Raw genomic sequence first — 16,473 nt, 5'->3', positions numbered from 1 at the left:
GATCCGATTCAAGAATGTTTCATAAATGACGTCCGTTAACAAAAGTAAACGGTTCATTAACCATATTAGTGTTTGATTGCCTTCAAGTCTGAAGGGCTGAGATTCGACTGCGAAAGCCTCGCGCAAGCGTCGAAATTCATGCCGGAAGTTATTTTGGGGGTAAGTATGAGTCGCAAGCATGTCGCTGTCCTGATGGGCGGATTTTCTTCGGAGAGGCCTGTGAGCCTGTCTTCGGGGAAGGCATGCGCTGAGGCTCTCGAGGCTGAAGGCTTCCAAGTCACGACCATCGATGTTGACCGCGACGTTTCTGCCAAGCTTTCCGCCCTTCGTCCGGATGTTGCCTTCAATGCCCTGCATGGGCCGTTCGGCGAAGACGGGACGATCCAGGGCATTCTTGAATATCTCGAAATTCCCTACACGCATTCCGGCGTGCTCGCCTCGGCGCTCGCCATGGACAAGGGCAAGGCCAAGGGCGTTGCTGCGGCTGCCGGTATTCCGGTCGCGCAGTCCGAAGTCATCAATCGCTTCGCCTTTCCGGCCGAGCACCCGATGAAGCCGCCTTATGTCGTGAAGCCGGTTCGTGAAGGTTCGAGCTTTGGCGTGCTGATCGTTCAGGAAGATCAGTCGCATCCGCCGCAGGTCATCAGCTCTCAGGAATGGCGCTATGGCGAAGAGGTTCTGGTCGAGCGCTATGTTCACGGCCGTGAGCTGACATGCGGCGTCATGGGCGATGTGGCGCTTGGGGTTACCGAGGTGGTGCCGCTTGGCCACAACTTTTATGACTATGATGCGAAGTACGCCGCGGGCGGTTCGAAACATGTCATTCCGGCAAAAATTTCACCGAAAATTTACCAAAAAATACAATCATTGGCACTAAGGGCGCATCAAGCAATTGGTTGCCGTGGCGTTAGCAGATCCGACTTTCGCTACGACGATCGCTTCTCCGAAGATGGCGAAATCATCTGGCTCGAGGTCAATACTCAGCCGGGAATGACTCCAACCTCTCTGGTGCCCGAAATGGCCGGTCATGCCGGTTATTCCTTTGGTGAGTTTCTGCGCTGGATGGTGGAGGACGCTTCTTGTTCTCGGTGACAGTTAAAAGGATAGGGCGCCCGAGCCGCCAGGACGACATCGCCTTCCCGGAAGGTGATAGTCGCATGGTGCTGCCGCGTCCGCTGCGCCGCGTCGTGCGCTTCCTTGTCAGTCTCGGAACCGGGCGCATCTACATTCCCGCGCATGCCGGTACCGTTTCGGCTCTGGTCTTTCTTGCTGCGACCGGCCTCTACGGGATGTCGCTCGGCGGTCACACGGAAGCGGTCGCTCAGGCGACGACGACGGCTGCTGGCTTTGCCATCGAAGACGTGAAGGTCTCCGGCAATACGGCGACTTCCGAAATCGAAATCCTCGAGCTTCTCGGCCTCGACGGCACGACGTCGCTCGTCGCTCTCGATGTCGATGCGGCCCGCCAGAAGATCGCCAAGCTTCCCTGGGTCGAAAGCGCCGAGGTTCGCAAGGTCTATCCGAAGACGATCGAAGTGAAGCTCAAGGAGCGCCAGGCCTATGCGATCTGGCAGCACGGCCAGGAGCTTTCGCTGATCGAGCGCAACGGTTCGGTCATCGCGCCGCTTCGCGACAACAAGTTTTCCAACCTGCCGCTCGTCGTTGGCCGCGATGCCGAGACGGCCGCAGCCGCGCTTGAGGGCGAATTCGCCAACTGGCCGGATATCAAGGCCCGCGTAAAGGCTTACGTCTGGGTCTCCAGCCGCCGCTGGGATCTGCATCTCGACAATGGCGTCGTGGTGAAGCTGCCGGCCGACGATGTCGACCAGGCTCTGGCGACACTTTCGAAGCTCGACAAGGAACAGGATCTTCTGGCGCGCGACATCGCAGCCGTCGATCTCCGATTGGCAGACCGGACCGCAATCCAGCTCACCCCCGAGGCGATGGCCCGGCGTCAGGTGGTGCTCGATCAGCGGACCAAGGATTTGAAGAAGGCGGGGCAGAATATATGAGCTTGTTCGGTTCATCCCACTTTGGATTGCCGCGCCTGAAGCCGCTTTCGTCTAAGCGGTCGCACATCGTTTCGGTGCTCGACATCGGATCGACGAAAGTCGTCTGCATGATCGGCCGGCTGACGCCGCGCGAGGAGAGCGAAATCCTCCCGGGCCGCACGCACGACATCGAGATCATCGGTATCGGTCACCAGCGCTCCCGCGGCATCAAGACCGGCGTGATCGCCGATCTCGACGCGCTCGAGAGCGTCATCCGTCTCGCCGTCGATGCCGCAGAGCGCATGGCCGGTCTCACGGTCGAAAGCCTGATCGTCAACCTGACGGCCGGCCGTCTCGGCAGCGACGTCTATACGGCGACGATCGATCTCGGCGGCCAGGAAGTCGAACTCAACGACCTCAAGAAGGTTCTCGCGGCAGCCTGCCAGCAGTCGCTGCGCCAGGATCGCGCCGTCCTTCATTCGCTCGCAACGGGCTTCTCGCTGGACGGCGAACGCGGCATTCGCGACCCCTTGTCCATGTACGGTGACATGCTCGGTGTCGACATGCATGTCGTCACCGCGGAGCGCGCCGCCCTCAAGAATCTCGAGCTCAGCGTCAACCGCGCGCATCTCTCGGTCGAAGGCATCGTTGCGACGCCTTACGCTTCCGGTCTGGCCGCACTCGTCGACGACGAAGTCGAGCTCGGCTGCGCGGCCATCGACATGGGCGGCGGCACGACGACGATCTCGGTCTTTGCCGAAGGCAAGCTGGTTCACACCGACGCTGTCGGTCTGGGCGGCCATCACGTCACCACCGACCTCGCACGCGGTCTCTCTACCCGTATCGAAGATGCCGAGCGCCTGAAGGTCGTGCACGCTTCGGCGATGTCGAATTCTTCGGACGAGCGTGAACTGATCTCGATCCCGCCGATCGGCGAAGACGAGCGCGATCTGCCGACGCAGGTTCCGCGTGCGCTCGTTTCGCGCATCGTCGGTGCGCGCATCGAAGAGACAATGGAATTGATCCGCGACCGGATCCAGCGTTCGGGCTTCAGCCCGATCGTCGGCAAGCGCGTCGTGCTGACGGGCGGCGCAAGCCAGCTCACCGGCCTTGCAGACGTGGCCCGCAAGATCCTGGCCCGCAATGTTCGTATCGGCCGCCCGATGGGCGTCTCCGGTCTGCCGACGGCAGCCAAGGGACCGGCCTTTTCGACTGCGGTCGGCCTGATGATCTATCCGCAGGTCGCGGACATGGAAACACACGCGTCACAGAGCGGCCTGCTCTTGTCGCTTGGGGGAAATAACAGCCGCATAGCCCGGATGGGCCAGTGGCTGAAGGAAAGCTTCTGAACATCGAGTGAATTGGCCGGCGTGGCGATGCGGCCATAAAGAGAAGGAACGGGTACCATGACTATCAAGCTGCAAAAGCCTGACATCACAGAGCTGAAGCCGCGTATCACCGTATTCGGTGTTGGCGGTGGCGGCGGCAATGCTGTCAACAACATGATCTCCGCCGGCCTCCAGGGCGTCGACTTCGTCGTTGCCAACACGGATGCGCAGGCTCTGACGATGACGAAGGCGGAGCGGATCATCCAGCTCGGCGCCAACGTCACCGAAGGCCTCGGTGCAGGTTCGCAGCCGGAAGTCGGCCGTGCAGCCGCCGAAGAGTGCATCGATGAGATCATCGACCACCTGAACGGCACGCATATGTGCTTCGTCACCGCCGGCATGGGCGGCGGTACCGGCACCGGTGCAGCTCCTGTCGTCGCACAGGCCGCCCGCAACAAGGGCATCCTGACCGTCGGCGTCGTCACCAAGCCGTTCCAGTTCGAAGGCGGCCGCCGCATGCGTCTGGCCGAAGCCGGTATCGAAGAGCTGCAGAAGTCGGTCGACACGCTGATCGTCATTCCGAACCAGAACCTCTTCCGTATCGCCAACGACAAGACGACCTTTGCCGACGCTTTCGCGATGGCCGACCAGGTTCTCTACTCGGGCGTTGCCTGCATCACCGACCTGATGGTGAAGGAAGGTCTCATCAACCTCGACTTCGCCGACGTCCGTTCGGTCATGCGCGAAATGGGCCGTGCGATGATGGGCACCGGCGAAGCATCCGGCCAGGGCCGTGCGATGCAGGCTGCGGAAGCCGCTATCGCCAACCCGCTGCTCGACGAAACCTCGATGCGTGGCGCACAGGGCCTGCTGATCTCGATCACCGGTGGCCGCGACCTGACGCTCTTCGAAGTCGACGAAGCCGCAACCCGCATCCGCGAAGAAGTCGATCCGGACGCCAACATCATCCTCGGCGCGACGTTCGACGAATCGCTTGAAGGCATCATCCGCGTATCGGTCGTTGCGACCGGTATCGATCGCGCTGCCGCCGAAGCGTCCACCAAGACCTTCCAGCCGGCCGCAAAGCCGATCATCCGTCCTTCGGCGGCCGTTGCTCCGGCTCCGGCCGCAGTACAGCCTGCTCCGGTCATGCAGGCACCGAAGCCGGTTGATACCGTTGCGCAGACGATCCGCATGGCGGAAGCCCAGATGGAACGCGAACTCGACATCGTCGCTCCGCGCGCTCCGGCCCCGGCTCCTGTCCAGCAGCCGGTCGCCCAGGAAACCTTCCGTCCGCAGAGCCGCATCTTCGCGGCAGCCCCGGAAGCTCCGGTTGCCCGTCCTGCACCGATGCAGATGCAGCCTGCTCCGGCTCCGGTCATGAGCCAGCCGGCTCCGCAGCCGGTCATGATGCAGCAGCCTGCACCGGTTGCGCCACAGCCGGTCCGCCAGGAGCCTGCCATGCAGCAGCCGACGCGCATGCCGAAGGTCGAAGACTTCCCGCCGGTCGTTCAGGCCGAGATCGATCACCGCTCGCAGCCCGTCGCAGCACAGGCTCACGAAGAGCGCGGCCCGATGGGCCTGCTCAAGCGGATCACGAACTCGCTGAACCGCCGCGAAGAGGAAGTTGCTCCTGAGATGACGTCTGCTCCGGCAGCCGCTTCCCAGCAGCGCCGTCCGCTTTCGCCGGAAGCCAGCCTCTACGCTCCGCGTCGCGGCAACCTCGACGACCAGGGCCGCGCCGTTCCGCAGGCCCGCATGATGCAGGAAGACGACCAGCTCGAAATTCCTGCCTTCCTGCGCCGTCAGTCGAACTAAGCAGACACAGAATCGCCACGCCGAGCGCCCGGGATCACAGTCCCGGGCGCTTCTGTTTCAAGCCCTCGCGCGAGGGTGAAATTAACAAATCATTTCAAGTGCATGGTTTCGTAACAATCCGAAACGAACAGTGATTTGGAATGGAGCCCGGGCGCACGTATGTATGAGGTCAGGGGACCGCGCCTTGACGCCATATGGCGACAATCCGGCGGTGTGGACAAAGAAACTTGGTGGTTTGTTTTGGGTGCTTTGAGCGCTAGGAACCATCAAGGGTAGTGAAGGCAGAATTTTATGGTTATTGGCATGCTTGGCTTCCAGACGACGGTTTCTCGCCCGGTGACGCTTTCGGGCACCGGCGTCCATTCCGGCGCGGAAGTCTCCATCACCTTCAATCCGGCTGAAGTTGATACGGGCGTTGTTTTTCAGCGCATGCACGAAAACGGTTCGGTGACCGAACTGCGCGCGGTTTCCTCGCAGGTCGGCAATACGGACCTCTGCACGGTTCTCGGTTTCTCTCCGGCGCATTCGGTCGCGACGATCGAACACGTCATGGCCGCCGTCTATGCGCTTGGCCTCGATAACGTGATGATCGAAGTTCACGGCGCTGAAATGCCGATCATGGACGGCAGCTCTGCTCCCTTCATCGAAGCGATCGAGCAGGTCGGCCTCGTCTCTCTCGGCGTCAAGCGCCGTTACATCCGCATCACCAAGCCGGTTCGCATCGAGCATGGCGGTTCCTGGAGCGAATTCCGCCCCTATGACGGCACGCGATTCGAAGTCGAGATTGATTTCGATTGCCCGTTGATCGGCCGCCAGAAGTGGGAAGGGGACCTGACCGCGCAAACGTTCAAGACCGAATTGTCGCGGGCCCGCACCTTCGGCTTCATGCGCGACGTCGAGCGTCTGTGGGCTTCGGGCCACGCTCTCGGTTCCTCGCTTGAGAATTCCGTCGTCATCTCCGACGACAACACGGTCATCAATGTCGAAGGCCTGCGCTACGCCAAGGACGAGTTCGTACGTCACAAGACGCTCGACGCCGTCGGCGATCTGGCGCTTGCCGGCGCTCCCTTCATCGGCTGCTACCGCTCTTACCGCGGCGGTCACAAGATGAACGCCAATGCGCTCAAGGCGCTGCTCAGCGATCCCAGCGCCTACGAAGTTGTCGAGACCTCGGCTGCCCGCCCGCGCGTTGCGGCCCGTGACTTCATTGCAGTGAATGCTCCCGGCTTCGCCCCCTGGTCGGCGTGACCTCCAGAACGAATTCCTAGACCAGGACCGCCTCCCTCGGGAGGCGGTTTTTTTATGCCGGGTTTCCACCGGATAGTGTTTTTGCGGCAGATGCTTAGCGGCAACAGACGGAATCAAAGATAAAAAGCCGGATATTCTCTGGGCCGATGCCACAAAAATGCGTTAATGCGTCATCATTGCGTTGCTCTCGCCGCACATTTATGGCTAGAAACGCCAGCGAGGTGTGGCTGCCGCTAAGAGTGGGTAGCGGGAGTCGGGATTTATCTATGAGTTATGCAAGGTCTGAAGGTATGATGAAGACAGCGCGCGCTTTGCTCGCATCGCTCGTGGTGCTGAGCGCAGGCGCCTTGATTTCCGGTTGCCAGTCGGATCCAGATATCGACATCACCAAGCTCGGCCTCGACAACGACCCGCCGGATGTTCTCTACAATCAGGCGCTTGCCAACATGAAGGCAGGCAACATGGCCGAAGCGGCGCGCAAGTTCGACGCCATCGACCGTGAAAACCCGTTCTCCGAATGGGCCCGCAAGGCCCTCGTGATGAGCACCTTCGTCAAGTACCGTCAGGGCAAGATCGACGACGCTCTGGCTTCCGGCAACCGCTACATGGCGCAGTATCCGGCCTCGAAGGACGCCGCTTACGTGCAGTACCTGATCGGTCTGTCCTATTCGAAGCAGATTTCCGACGTCACCCAAGACCAGCGCGCCTCGTCCAAGACCATCGACGCGATGCAGGCCGTCATCGACAAGTATCCGGACTCCGAATATGTCGACGACGCTCAGGCCAAGATCCGCTTTGCCCGCGACCAGCTCGCCGGCAAGGAAATGCAGATCGGCCGCTACTATCTTGAGCGCAAGGAGTATCTTGCCGCTATCTCCCGTTTCCGTATCGTGGTTGAAAAGTACCCGAATACGAATCAGGTCGAGGAAGCGCTCGCCCGTCTGGTCGAAGCCTATTACGCGATGGGTATCGTGGAAGAAGCTCAGACTGCGGCAGCCGTTCTCGGCCACAACTATCCGGATAGCCAGTGGTACGCCGATTCCTTCAAGCTGCTGAAGAATGGCGGCGCGGAGCCGCGGGAGAACAAAAGCTCCTGGATTTCCGAAGCCGGCCGGAAGCTGCTGCTCGGCTCGTGAGGCCTGTAACGCAATGCTGATCCAGCTTTCGATCCGCGATATCGTTCTGATCGAGCGGCTGGATCTCTCGTTCGAATCCGGCCTCTCCGTTCTGACCGGGGAGACGGGTGCCGGCAAATCCATCCTTCTCGACAGTCTGTCGCTCGCCCTTGGCGGGCGCGGTGACGGCGGCCTCGTGCGCCATGGCGAAGACAAGGGGCAGGTGACTGCCGCCTTCGACGTGCCGATGAACCACGGCGCCCGCAAGCTCCTGCGCGAAAACGGCATCGACGACGACGGCGACCTGATCTTCCGCCGCCAGCAATCCGCCGACGGCCGCACCAAGGCCTATGTCAACGACCAGCCGGTGAGCGTGCAGCTGATGCGCCAGGCCGGGCAGATGCTGGTCGAAATCCACGGCCAGCACGACGACCGCGCGCTCGTCGATACCAATGCCCACCGCATCCTGCTCGACGCCTTTGCCGGTATCACCGAGGATGTCGCGCACGTTTCCGATCTCTACAGAACCTGGCGCGACGCCGAGCGGACGCTGAAGAAGCATCGCGAGAAGGTGGAGAATGCCGCTCGCGAGGCCGATTATCTGCGCTCGTCGGTCGAGGAGCTCGAAAAGCTTTCGCCGCGTGACGGCGAAGAGGACGAGCTGGCCGACCGCCGCCAGAAGATGATGAAGGCCGAGCGGATCGCCGGCGATATCGCCGAGGCCTCCGAGTTCCTCAACGGCAATGCCTCTCCGGTGCCGCATATCGCCTCGCTGGTGCGCCGCCTGGAGCGCAAGAGCCATGAGGCGCCCGGATTGCTCGAAGACACCGTGGCGCTGCTCGACGCGGCGCTCGACCAGCTGTCCAACGCCCAGATGGAAGTCGAGGCGGCGCTGCGAAAGACGGAATATGATCCGAAGGAGCTGGAGCGGGTCGAGGAACGGCTGTTTGCGCTGCGCGCAGCGTCGCGCAAATATTCTGTGCCGGTCACCGAGCTGCCGGCGCTTGCCGTCAGGATGATCGCCGATCTCGCCGATCTCGATGCCGGCGAGGAGAAGCTCGTCAAGCTCGATGCCGAAGTGGGCGTCGCGAAGGCTGCCTATGACGCGGCGGCGCGCTCGCTCTCCGAGAAGCGTCATCATGCCGGTACGGCGCTGTCGGAGGCCGTCATGGCCGAGCTTCCGGGCTCTTAAGCTCGAACGCGCCCGTTTCATGGTGGAGATCACCACGGATGCCGCGGAAGCGGCTGCCGAAGGTATCGATATCGTCGAATTCCATGTGCAGACCAATCCTGGCACGCGCCCGGGCTCGATCATGAAGGTCGCCTCGGGCGGCGAACTCTCGCGCTTCCTGCTGGCGCTGAAAGTGGCGCTCGCCGATCGTGGCTCTGCACCGACGCTCGTCTTCGACGAAATCGACACCGGTGTCGGCGGCGCCGTTGCCGATGCGATCGGCCAGAGACTGAAGCGGCTTTCCGACAAGGTCCAGGTTCTCTCCGTCACCCATGCGCCGCAGGTTGCCGCGCGGGCGGCGACGCATCTGTTGATCTCCAAGGGACCGGTCGAGGGCTCCGAGAAGATCGCGACGCGGGTGGCGACGATGGCGCCGCGGGACAGAACCGAAGAGATCGCCCGCATGCTGGCCGGTGCTTCGGTCACCGACGAGGCGCGGGCTGCGGCTGCCAAGCTTCTGTCCGGGAACGGGTAGGGCGGGCGTTGCGCCCGGCGGCCCTCGTCCTTCGAGGCTACGCCCTGTGGGCTTCGCACCTCAGGATGAGGGCTCCCGTGGGTGCTTCGCTTCGCTGAGCCCAAGGCTTCATAGCAACCTCCATGGTGCGCGTTGTCTTCAGCACTCGCACAGTCATCTCTCCACCACTCGCACCAGCGTCGCTCCGCCCCTCATCCTGAGGTGCGACCGCAGGGAGCCTCGAAGGGCGAGGGGTGGCCACCGCTCCACGGACGCTAGCGACCACACCTTCCCATCCAGCCAATTTGCGCTAAAAAACAACTCCAGATTCTCCGGAGTGAGCACGCATGTCCATCGAAGCCGATAGCCTGACGATCGAAGAGGCCGCAGCCGAGCTTGAGCGCCTGGCGAAGGAAATCGCCCATCACGATGCGCTTTATCACGGCAAGGACCAGCCGGAGATTTCGGATGCCGATTATGACGCGCTGAAGCGGCGCAATGATGCGATCGAGGCGCGGTTTCCGGAGCTGATCCGCGAGGACAGCCCGACGCGGCGGGTGGGCGCTGCGCCATCCGCAACGTTCTCCGCCGTCACCCATGCCCGGCCGATGCTGTCGCTCGACAACACGTTTTCGCAGGAAGACGTCGAGGATTTCGTCGCCAGCGTCTACCGCTTCCTCGGCCGATTGCCCGACCAGTCGATCGCCTTCACCGCCGAGCCGAAGATCGATGGTCTCTCGATGTCGATCCGCTATGAGAATGGCAAGCTCGTCAGCGCCGCGACGCGCGGCGACGGCACCACGGGCGAGAATGTCACCGCCAATATCCGCACCATCAAGGAAATCCCGCAGGTGCTGCCGAAGGGCGTGCCTGATGTCGTCGAGGTGCGTGGCGAGGTCTATATGGCCAAGAGCGACTTCCTGGCGCTGAACAAGCAGATGGAGGCGGAAGGCAAGCAGACCTACGTCAATCCGCGCAATACGGCGGCCGGGTCGCTGCGCCAGCTCGACGCCAAGGTAACGGCGAGCCGCAAGCTGAAATTCTTCGCCTATGCCTGGGGCGAAATCTCCGAGCCGAACGATCTGCCGAAGACGCAGTTCGACATGGTGCAAACGTTCAAGGAATGGGGTTTCCCGGTCAATCCGCTGATGAAACGGCTGAACTCGGTGGCCGACATTCTCGCCCATTACGACGATATCGGCCTGAAGCGCCCGGATCTCGACTACGATATCGATGGCGTCGTCTACAAGGTCGATAGCCTGGAACTGCAGCAGCGCCTCGGCTTCCGCTCGCGCAGCCCGCGCTGGGCGACCGCACACAAATTCCCGGCCGAGCAGGCTTTTACCGTCGTCGAGAATATCGACATCCAGGTCGGCCGCACCGGCGCGCTGACGCCGGTGGCGCGCCTGACGCCCGTCACTGTCGGCGGCGTCGTCGTCACCAATGCGACGCTGCATAACGAGGATTACATCAAGGGCATCGGCAATTCCGGCGAGCGCATCCGCGAGGAGGAGCACGATATCCGCATCGGCGACACCGTCATTGTGCAGCGGGCGGGGGATGTGATCCCGCAGGTGCTCGATGTCGTCATGGAGAAGCGGCCGGCGGATGCTGCCGCCTATAAGTTCCCGAAGACCTGCCCGGTCTGCGGTTCGCATGCCGTGCGCGAAGTCAACGAGAAGACCGGCAAGGTCGATGCGGTCACCCGCTGCACTGGCGGCTTCATCTGCCGGGCACAGGCGACCGAGCATCTGAAGCATTTCGTCTCGCGCAATGCCTTCGACATCGAAGGCTTCGGAACGAAGCAGGTGGACTTCTTCTTCGAGAGCGAGGATGCGTCGCTGCAGATCCGCACGGCGCCCGATATCTTCACGCTGGAGAAGCGCCAGCAGGCATCGACGCTGACGAAGCTCGAGAATATCGACGGCTTCGGCAAGGTCAGCGTCGGCAAGCTCTATGCGGCGATCAACGAGCGCCGTTCCATTGCGCTGCACCGCTTCATCTATGCGCTCGGCATCCGCCATGTCGGCGAGACCACGGCAAAGCTCCTGGCGCGCTCCTACGGCACCTACGAGGCCTTCGCGGCCGCGATGCAGGAGGCGGCACCGCTTTCCGGCGAGGCCTGGAACGAGCTGAATGCCATCGAGGGCATCGGCGAGATCGTCGCCCGCGCCATCGTCGAGTTCTACAAGGAGCCGCGCAATGTCGAGGTGATCAATGCCTTGATCGCCGAAGTCACGCCTGCGGAGGCTGAGCAGCCGGTAACCTCTGGCAGCCCGGTCGCCGGCAAGACCGTCGTTTTCACGGGATCGCTGGAGAAATTCACCCGCGACGAGGCGAAGGCGCGCGCCGAAAACCTGGGTGCAAAGGTCGCCGGTTCGGTCTCGAAGAAGACCGATATCCTGGTTGCGGGCCCGGGGGCAGGATCCAAGCTCGACAAGGCCAGGGAGCTCGGCGTTCAGACGATGGACGAGGACGAGTGGCTGGCGTTGATCGGCGGCTAACTCAATCGACTTGAAATGTTCCCGTATTGGGAATATTGTCTGTCGATGCAGGTGATTGCCAAGTCGACATTGCGCGCGTTTTGGGAGTTGCACCCGCAAGCGAGGGTGCCGCTCGGCGTCTGGTATTCAACGGTCAGTAAGGCCGAGTGGACCGCACCTGCCGACATCAAGCGGATATTCGGCGCGAATGTCGATTTCGTCGGCGACAATCGTGTCATCTTCGATATCGGCGGCAACAAATACCGCCTTATCGTGCACGTCGCCTATGCTTACCGGCGCGTGCTGATCAAGTTCGTCGGAACCCATTCGGACTACGACAGGATCGACCCGGAGACTGTGTGATGGATATCAAGCCGATCAGGAATGACAGAGATCTCGCCTGGGCGATCGGCGAGGTGACGCCTTATTTCGAGGCGCCGCCGGAGAAGGGGACCGCGGCGGCGGATCGCTTCGATGTGCTTTCCGATCTGATCGAAGCCTATGAGAGCCGGAATTTTCCAGTTGCCGATCTCGACCCGGTCGCGTTTCTGCAGGCATTCATGGAGATGAGCGGCAGGACGCAGGCCGATCTTGGCGATCTCCTGTCGTCCCGCTCACGCGCCTCGGAAATTCTCCACCGCAAGCGGGCGCTCACGGTGGACATGATCTTCAAGCTCACCGATGCCTGGGGCGTGCCGGCGGAATGCCTGGTGAAGCCGTACAAGCTCGAAGTCGCGTAAACGGGACGACGATCGCGGAAAAGCGGTTCATGCCGGTGGCAAAGGCAACCTTCGCATTTGCCTGATTTGGTTGCCGTGATTAAGCCTGAGTAAGGAAACGCGAATCACGGACCTCTCCTTGAAAACCATTGCCATCGACTTCGAAACGGCCAACGAACAGCGCGGCAGCGCCTGCTCGGTCGGGCTTGCCTGGATCGAGGACGGCAGGGTGACGCGCGTCGAGGAGCGGTTGATCCGCCCTAGGGACATGCGCTTTTCGGGCATGAACATCGCCATCCATGGTATCCGTCCTGAGCATGTCGAGGATGCGCCTGAGTTCCCCGAGGTCATGGACGAGTTTCATGACGACTTCAGGGGCGCGACGATGATCGCCCATAACGCCGCCTTCGACTTCAGCGTCTGGCGCGCCTCGCTCGATCTCTACCGGCAGTCCTATCCGGAGCTCACCTATCTCTGCAGCCTGAAGATGGCGCAGCGTATCTGGCCGCAATTTTTGTCGCACAAGTTGAACATCATCGCCGAACATCTCGGCCTGCGTTTCGTCCATCACAATGCCGCGGAGGATGCGGTTGTCTGCGCCCAGGCGGCGATCGAGATGGCGAAGGCGGTCAAGGCTGCGGCGGTGCATGCGATCCCGGCCATGATCGGCATGAAGCCGGGGCGGCTGCTTGCCGCCGGTTACGAGCCCTGCACCTGCAAGCGCGCCTGAGCATCAGGCTTTTCTTGTATTGGGCCTGATGCTGCCTATCTAGAAAGCGGTCAATCAGGAGCTTCCATCCATGTTTCGTAAGATCGTTCTTGCCGCCGCGTCCGTTGTTGCGCTTTCTGCCGGCGGTGCTTCCGCCGAGGTCGTCGGCAAGGTCGGGGTCGATTGGATCGGCAATGACATCATCGTCGACGCCATCCCTGATCCGGCGGTGAAGGGCATCACCTGCCACGTCACCTATTTCGACCGCAGCCTGATCGACCGTGTCAAGAACGGCAACTGGTTCGAGGATCCCTCCAACAATTCCATCGCCTGCCGCCAGACCGGGCCGATCGAGATCGGCGACATCAACCTGTCGAAGGATGGCGACGAGGTGTTCAAGGCGGGCATGTCGCTGATCTGGAAGAAGCTGGTGGTGACCCGCATCTACGACAAGACCAACGACACGCTGATCTATCTCGCTCACTCGCGCGAGCTGACGGATGGCTCGGCGAAGATGTCGATCTCGACGATCCCGCTCTATGGGCAGAACCCGGTCTGGAAGAACGGGAAGCCCCAGTAAGTGGTCTACCCGCATTCAACGAAAAAGGCCCGGCTTGCGACCGGGCCTTTCCATATCTGCAATCGCTGCCGATCAGGCTGCCTCGCGCGCCAGTTCGTCGGCGATGACGGTGTCGAGGTTGAGGAAGCAGACCATGGTCTTCTCAAGCGCGACGATGCCGCGGCAGAAGGCGCGCTGCTGTTCCGGGATGATTTCCGGAGCCGGCTGCAGGTCTTCGCTCTTGATAGTCATCATGTCGGAAACCTGCTCGACCAGGAGGCCGACAAGCTTGCCGGCGATGTCGGTGACGATGATGGCGGAGCGCTCGGAGGGCTCGGTCATCTTCATGCCGAGGCGGCAGGCCATGTCGATAACCGGGATAACGGCGCCGCGCAGGTTGATCAGACCGAGCACGTAGGGCGGCGTATGCGGCATCGGGGTTACCGGTGCCCAGCCGCGGATTTCGCGGATGGCCATGATGTCGATGCAGAATTCCTGTTCGCCGAGATGGAACGATACGATTTCGAGATGCGATCCGGCCTGTGTGATAATGGCGTTAGTCATCAAAATTCTTCCCAATTGTCTCCGGCCGGAGCGGCCATGGCTCTGGCGGCGGCGCCGCCACTGAATGCGCCCGCGACCTTGCCGATCAAGCTCCGTGCGGGTGAGGGTTTAGGATGCGAGGCGGCGGAAGCTTCTCGCGGCGTTGAACGGGCATTCATGCCCTCGCCGATCTGGAACTGACCGACCAGCCTGATCAGATTGTCGGCGTCCGTGGCAAGCGTATGGCTTGCTGCGTTCGTCTCCTCGACCATGGCGGCGTTCTTTTGCGTCACCTGGTCCATCTGGCTGATGGCCGTATTGATCTCGTGCAGTCCGGTGGATTGTTCGCGCGCAGAGGTTACGATTGATTTAACATGCTCGTCGATGCGCAAAACATCTTCGCCGATCTGGCGAAGCGCTTCGCCGGCAGCCGTGACCAGCTCGCCGCCGGTCTTCACTTCGGCGCCGGATTTGGTGATCAACGCCTTGATATCCTTGGCAGCGCCGGCGGCGCGGCCTGCAAGTTCGCGAACTTCCTGAGCGACGACCGCAAAGCCCTTGCCGGCTTCACCGGCACGTGCAGCCTCGACGCCGGCGTTGAGTGCCAGGAGGTTCGTCTGGAAGGCGATCTCGTCGATGACGTTGATGATCGTACCGATTTCCTGAGAAGCGCCTTCGATTCGCTCCATCGCCGCCATTGCCTGGGTGACGACCAGATCCGACTTCTCGGTATTCTGGCGGGTATGGGCGACCATGTGGCCGACTTCCTCGGCGCGGCTGGTGGCGCTGCGCACGGTTGCGGTGATCTCGTCGAGCGAAGCGGATGTCTGCTCGAGGGAGGCGGCCTGCTGCTCGGTGCGCTTGGCGAGATCGTCGGCGGCGGAGCTCATCTGGCGGCTGTTGGCCTGGATCGAGGTGCTGTTTGCCGTGATGTCGCGCATCGCCTTGCGCAGATGCTCGGTGGTCTGGTTGAAGTCGTTGCGCAGGCGCTCGAGTTCGGCCTTGAACGGACGGTCGAGCGTGACGGTGACATCACCGCGGGCGAGGCGGTTGAGGCCCTGGCCGAGATCTTCGACGGCAGCGTTCAGCGCTTCGGCATCGGCGAGCTTGAGGGCTTCGCGCTCGCGGCGCTCGGTCTCGCTCTGGCGGCGTTCGCTTTCGGTCTGGCTCTCAAGCCTCTGCTTGTCGATGGCGGCCTGGCGGAAGCTTTCCGCGGCACGGGCCATCTCGCCGATCTCGTCGCCGCGCTCGGTCGCCGGGACCTGGCTCTGCAGGTCGCCCTGCATGATCCGTACCATGCTGGAACGCACGGCTTCGATACCGTTGCGGATCGAGCCGCCGTGGATGTACTGGAGAAGAGCCATGCTGACGATGGCGAAGAAGCCGAGGCCGATCTGGATCCAGAGGGCGTTGGCGGAAATCTCGTTGGCCTGGTTGACGCGAAGCTCTGCGACGTCGCCGCCGTCCTTCGCCAGCTTGTCGAGCGTTGCCGACAGCTTGTCGCCGCCGCCGTCGATGGCGTCGTCGAGCTTGTCGAAAGCCTCGTCCGGGGCGCCGGCTTCGACCGCAGCCTTGAGATCGACGGTGATCGCCTTTTGCAAGGCGGCGACATCGGCGTCGTAGCTGCTCAACAGGGCGCCGGCATTCAGCTCGCCTGCGACGATCTCCATGTCCTTCGAGCCGCTCTTGAGCGTCTCGATCGTCTTGGTCATCAGTGCCAGACGCTCGGGAGCGATCACCTTGTCGCCGCGATCGACGATCGTGTCCATCGCCGCGAGAATGAGCGTCAGGTTGGAGATGCGCATGTCGCTGATGCGATCGACGCTGTCCTGGATGTCATTGGCGCGCTGGAGCGCGCGGTCCACACGCGCGTTCTCATACCAGCCGACACCGACCATCGAGCCGAAGCCGATCAAGGCCGCTCCGCCGAGTGTCCAAAGCCGCTGGCTGACGGATAATGTCTTGCGTATCGAATTGCTGGTCATGAAATGAAAGCCCCCGGCTGAAATAAAGCGGATGAAATGCCGTGTATCGTCGCGTTCGCCAAATCTGTCTTGATAGCGCTGACATCATGTCAAACGTAGCGCCAATGGCGCCGGCCGCAGTGCGAAATATAAAGGTGACCGATTAAGTCTTCGTTAACGATGTATTTCTTCTGATCTTTGGATGTAACGGTGTTAAATAGTTGCAGGATAAGAGAATTGTTTCTTTCGTCATAGGCGCGGCGGGATGACCGGAGGTTACCGGGTGAGGCAATTAATCACGGGTGAGAAAA

The 16,473-nt window shown here is 61.8% G+C and carries 13 protein-coding genes and 1 pseudogene; 12 read left to right on the top strand and 2 right to left on the bottom strand.

Annotated elements, in window-relative coordinates; translation table 11 throughout:
* The first annotated feature begins 165 nt into the window (after positions 1-165).
* From ABIE40_RS11810 to ABIE40_RS11755, 12 genes and pseudogenes are all read left to right on the top strand, one after another.
* Positions 166-1,092: a D-alanine--D-alanine ligase gene (locus tag ABIE40_RS11810; protein ID WP_199629180.1), complete on the top strand. Its 927-nt coding sequence runs from the start codon at positions 166-168 to the stop codon at positions 1,090-1,092.
* Positions 1,080-2,012: a cell division protein FtsQ/DivIB gene (locus ABIE40_RS11805; RefSeq protein ID WP_199629179.1), complete on the top strand. Its 933-nt coding sequence runs from the start codon at positions 1,080-1,082 to the stop codon at positions 2,010-2,012. The genes ABIE40_RS11810 and ABIE40_RS11805 overlap by 13 nt, the downstream gene beginning before the upstream one ends.
* Positions 2,009-3,340 carry a cell division protein FtsA gene (ftsA, locus tag ABIE40_RS11800; RefSeq protein ID WP_112715464.1) on the top strand — a complete coding sequence of 444 codons (1,332 nt, stop codon included), beginning with the start codon at positions 2,009-2,011 and terminating at the stop codon, positions 3,338-3,340. The genes ABIE40_RS11805 and ftsA overlap by 4 nt, the downstream gene beginning before the upstream one ends.
* A gap of 57 nt (positions 3,341-3,397) precedes the next feature.
* Positions 3,398-5,137 carry a cell division protein FtsZ gene (ftsZ, locus tag ABIE40_RS11795; RefSeq protein WP_112715462.1) on the top strand — a complete coding sequence of 580 codons (1,740 nt, stop codon included), beginning with the start codon at positions 3,398-3,400 and terminating at the stop codon, positions 5,135-5,137.
* A gap of 291 nt (positions 5,138-5,428) precedes the next feature.
* Positions 5,429-6,385, top strand: coding sequence for a UDP-3-O-acyl-N-acetylglucosamine deacetylase (gene lpxC, locus ABIE40_RS11790; protein WP_199629178.1), 957 nt, complete (start codon positions 5,429-5,431; stop codon positions 6,383-6,385).
* Positions 6,386-6,651: 266 nt separating this feature from the next.
* Positions 6,652-7,521: an outer membrane protein assembly factor BamD gene (locus ABIE40_RS11785; RefSeq protein WP_199629177.1), complete on the top strand. Its 870-nt coding sequence runs from the start codon at positions 6,652-6,654 to the stop codon at positions 7,519-7,521.
* Positions 7,522-7,534: 13 nt separating this feature from the next.
* Positions 7,535-9,206 (top strand): annotated as a pseudogene (gene recN / locus ABIE40_RS11780) (DNA repair protein RecN).
* A 326-nt stretch (positions 9,207-9,532) separates the two neighbouring features.
* A complete protein-coding gene (ligA, locus tag ABIE40_RS11775; RefSeq protein WP_199629175.1) occupies positions 9,533-11,689 on the top strand; it encodes an NAD-dependent DNA ligase LigA in 2,157 nt (718 codons plus the stop codon).
* A gap of 45 nt (positions 11,690-11,734) precedes the next feature.
* A complete protein-coding gene (locus ABIE40_RS11770) occupies positions 11,735-12,031 on the top strand; it encodes a type II toxin-antitoxin system HigB family toxin (RefSeq protein WP_130277999.1) in 297 nt (98 codons plus the stop codon).
* Positions 12,031-12,408 (top strand): helix-turn-helix domain-containing protein, encoded by a 378-nt coding sequence (locus tag ABIE40_RS11765; RefSeq protein ID WP_199629174.1) that lies wholly within the window; start codon positions 12,031-12,033, stop codon positions 12,406-12,408. Before ABIE40_RS11770 ends, ABIE40_RS11765 begins: the two co-directional genes overlap by 1 nt.
* 118 nt (positions 12,409-12,526) lie before the next feature.
* Positions 12,527-13,117 carry a 3'-5' exonuclease gene (locus ABIE40_RS11760; RefSeq protein ID WP_112715448.1) on the top strand — a complete coding sequence of 197 codons (591 nt, stop codon included), beginning with the start codon at positions 12,527-12,529 and terminating at the stop codon, positions 13,115-13,117.
* A gap of 70 nt (positions 13,118-13,187) precedes the next feature.
* Positions 13,188-13,676, top strand: a complete 489-nt coding sequence (locus tag ABIE40_RS11755; protein WP_199629173.1) for a CreA family protein — start codon at positions 13,188-13,190, stop codon at positions 13,674-13,676.
* 72 nt (positions 13,677-13,748) lie between these two features.
* On the opposite strand, the gene ABIE40_RS11750 is transcribed toward ABIE40_RS11755, so the two are convergent.
* Entirely contained in the window at positions 13,749-14,219 is a 471-nt protein-coding gene (locus tag ABIE40_RS11750) for a chemotaxis protein CheW (RefSeq protein ID WP_112387003.1), read from the bottom strand.
* Complete coding sequence (locus ABIE40_RS11745; protein ID WP_199629172.1) at positions 14,219-16,183, bottom strand: methyl-accepting chemotaxis protein; 1,965 nt, start codon at positions 16,181-16,183, stop codon at positions 14,219-14,221. The genes ABIE40_RS11750 and ABIE40_RS11745 overlap by 1 nt, the downstream gene beginning before the upstream one ends.
* Positions 16,184-16,473 lie beyond the last annotated feature (290 nt).

The organism is Rhizobium sp. OAE497, from assembly GCF_040546565.1.
In the GTDB taxonomy this organism is placed as follows: Bacteria; Pseudomonadota; Alphaproteobacteria; order Rhizobiales; family Rhizobiaceae; genus Rhizobium.
Note: the sequence above shows the minus strand (reverse complement) of the source record. Positions and strands in the feature narration are given on the sequence as shown.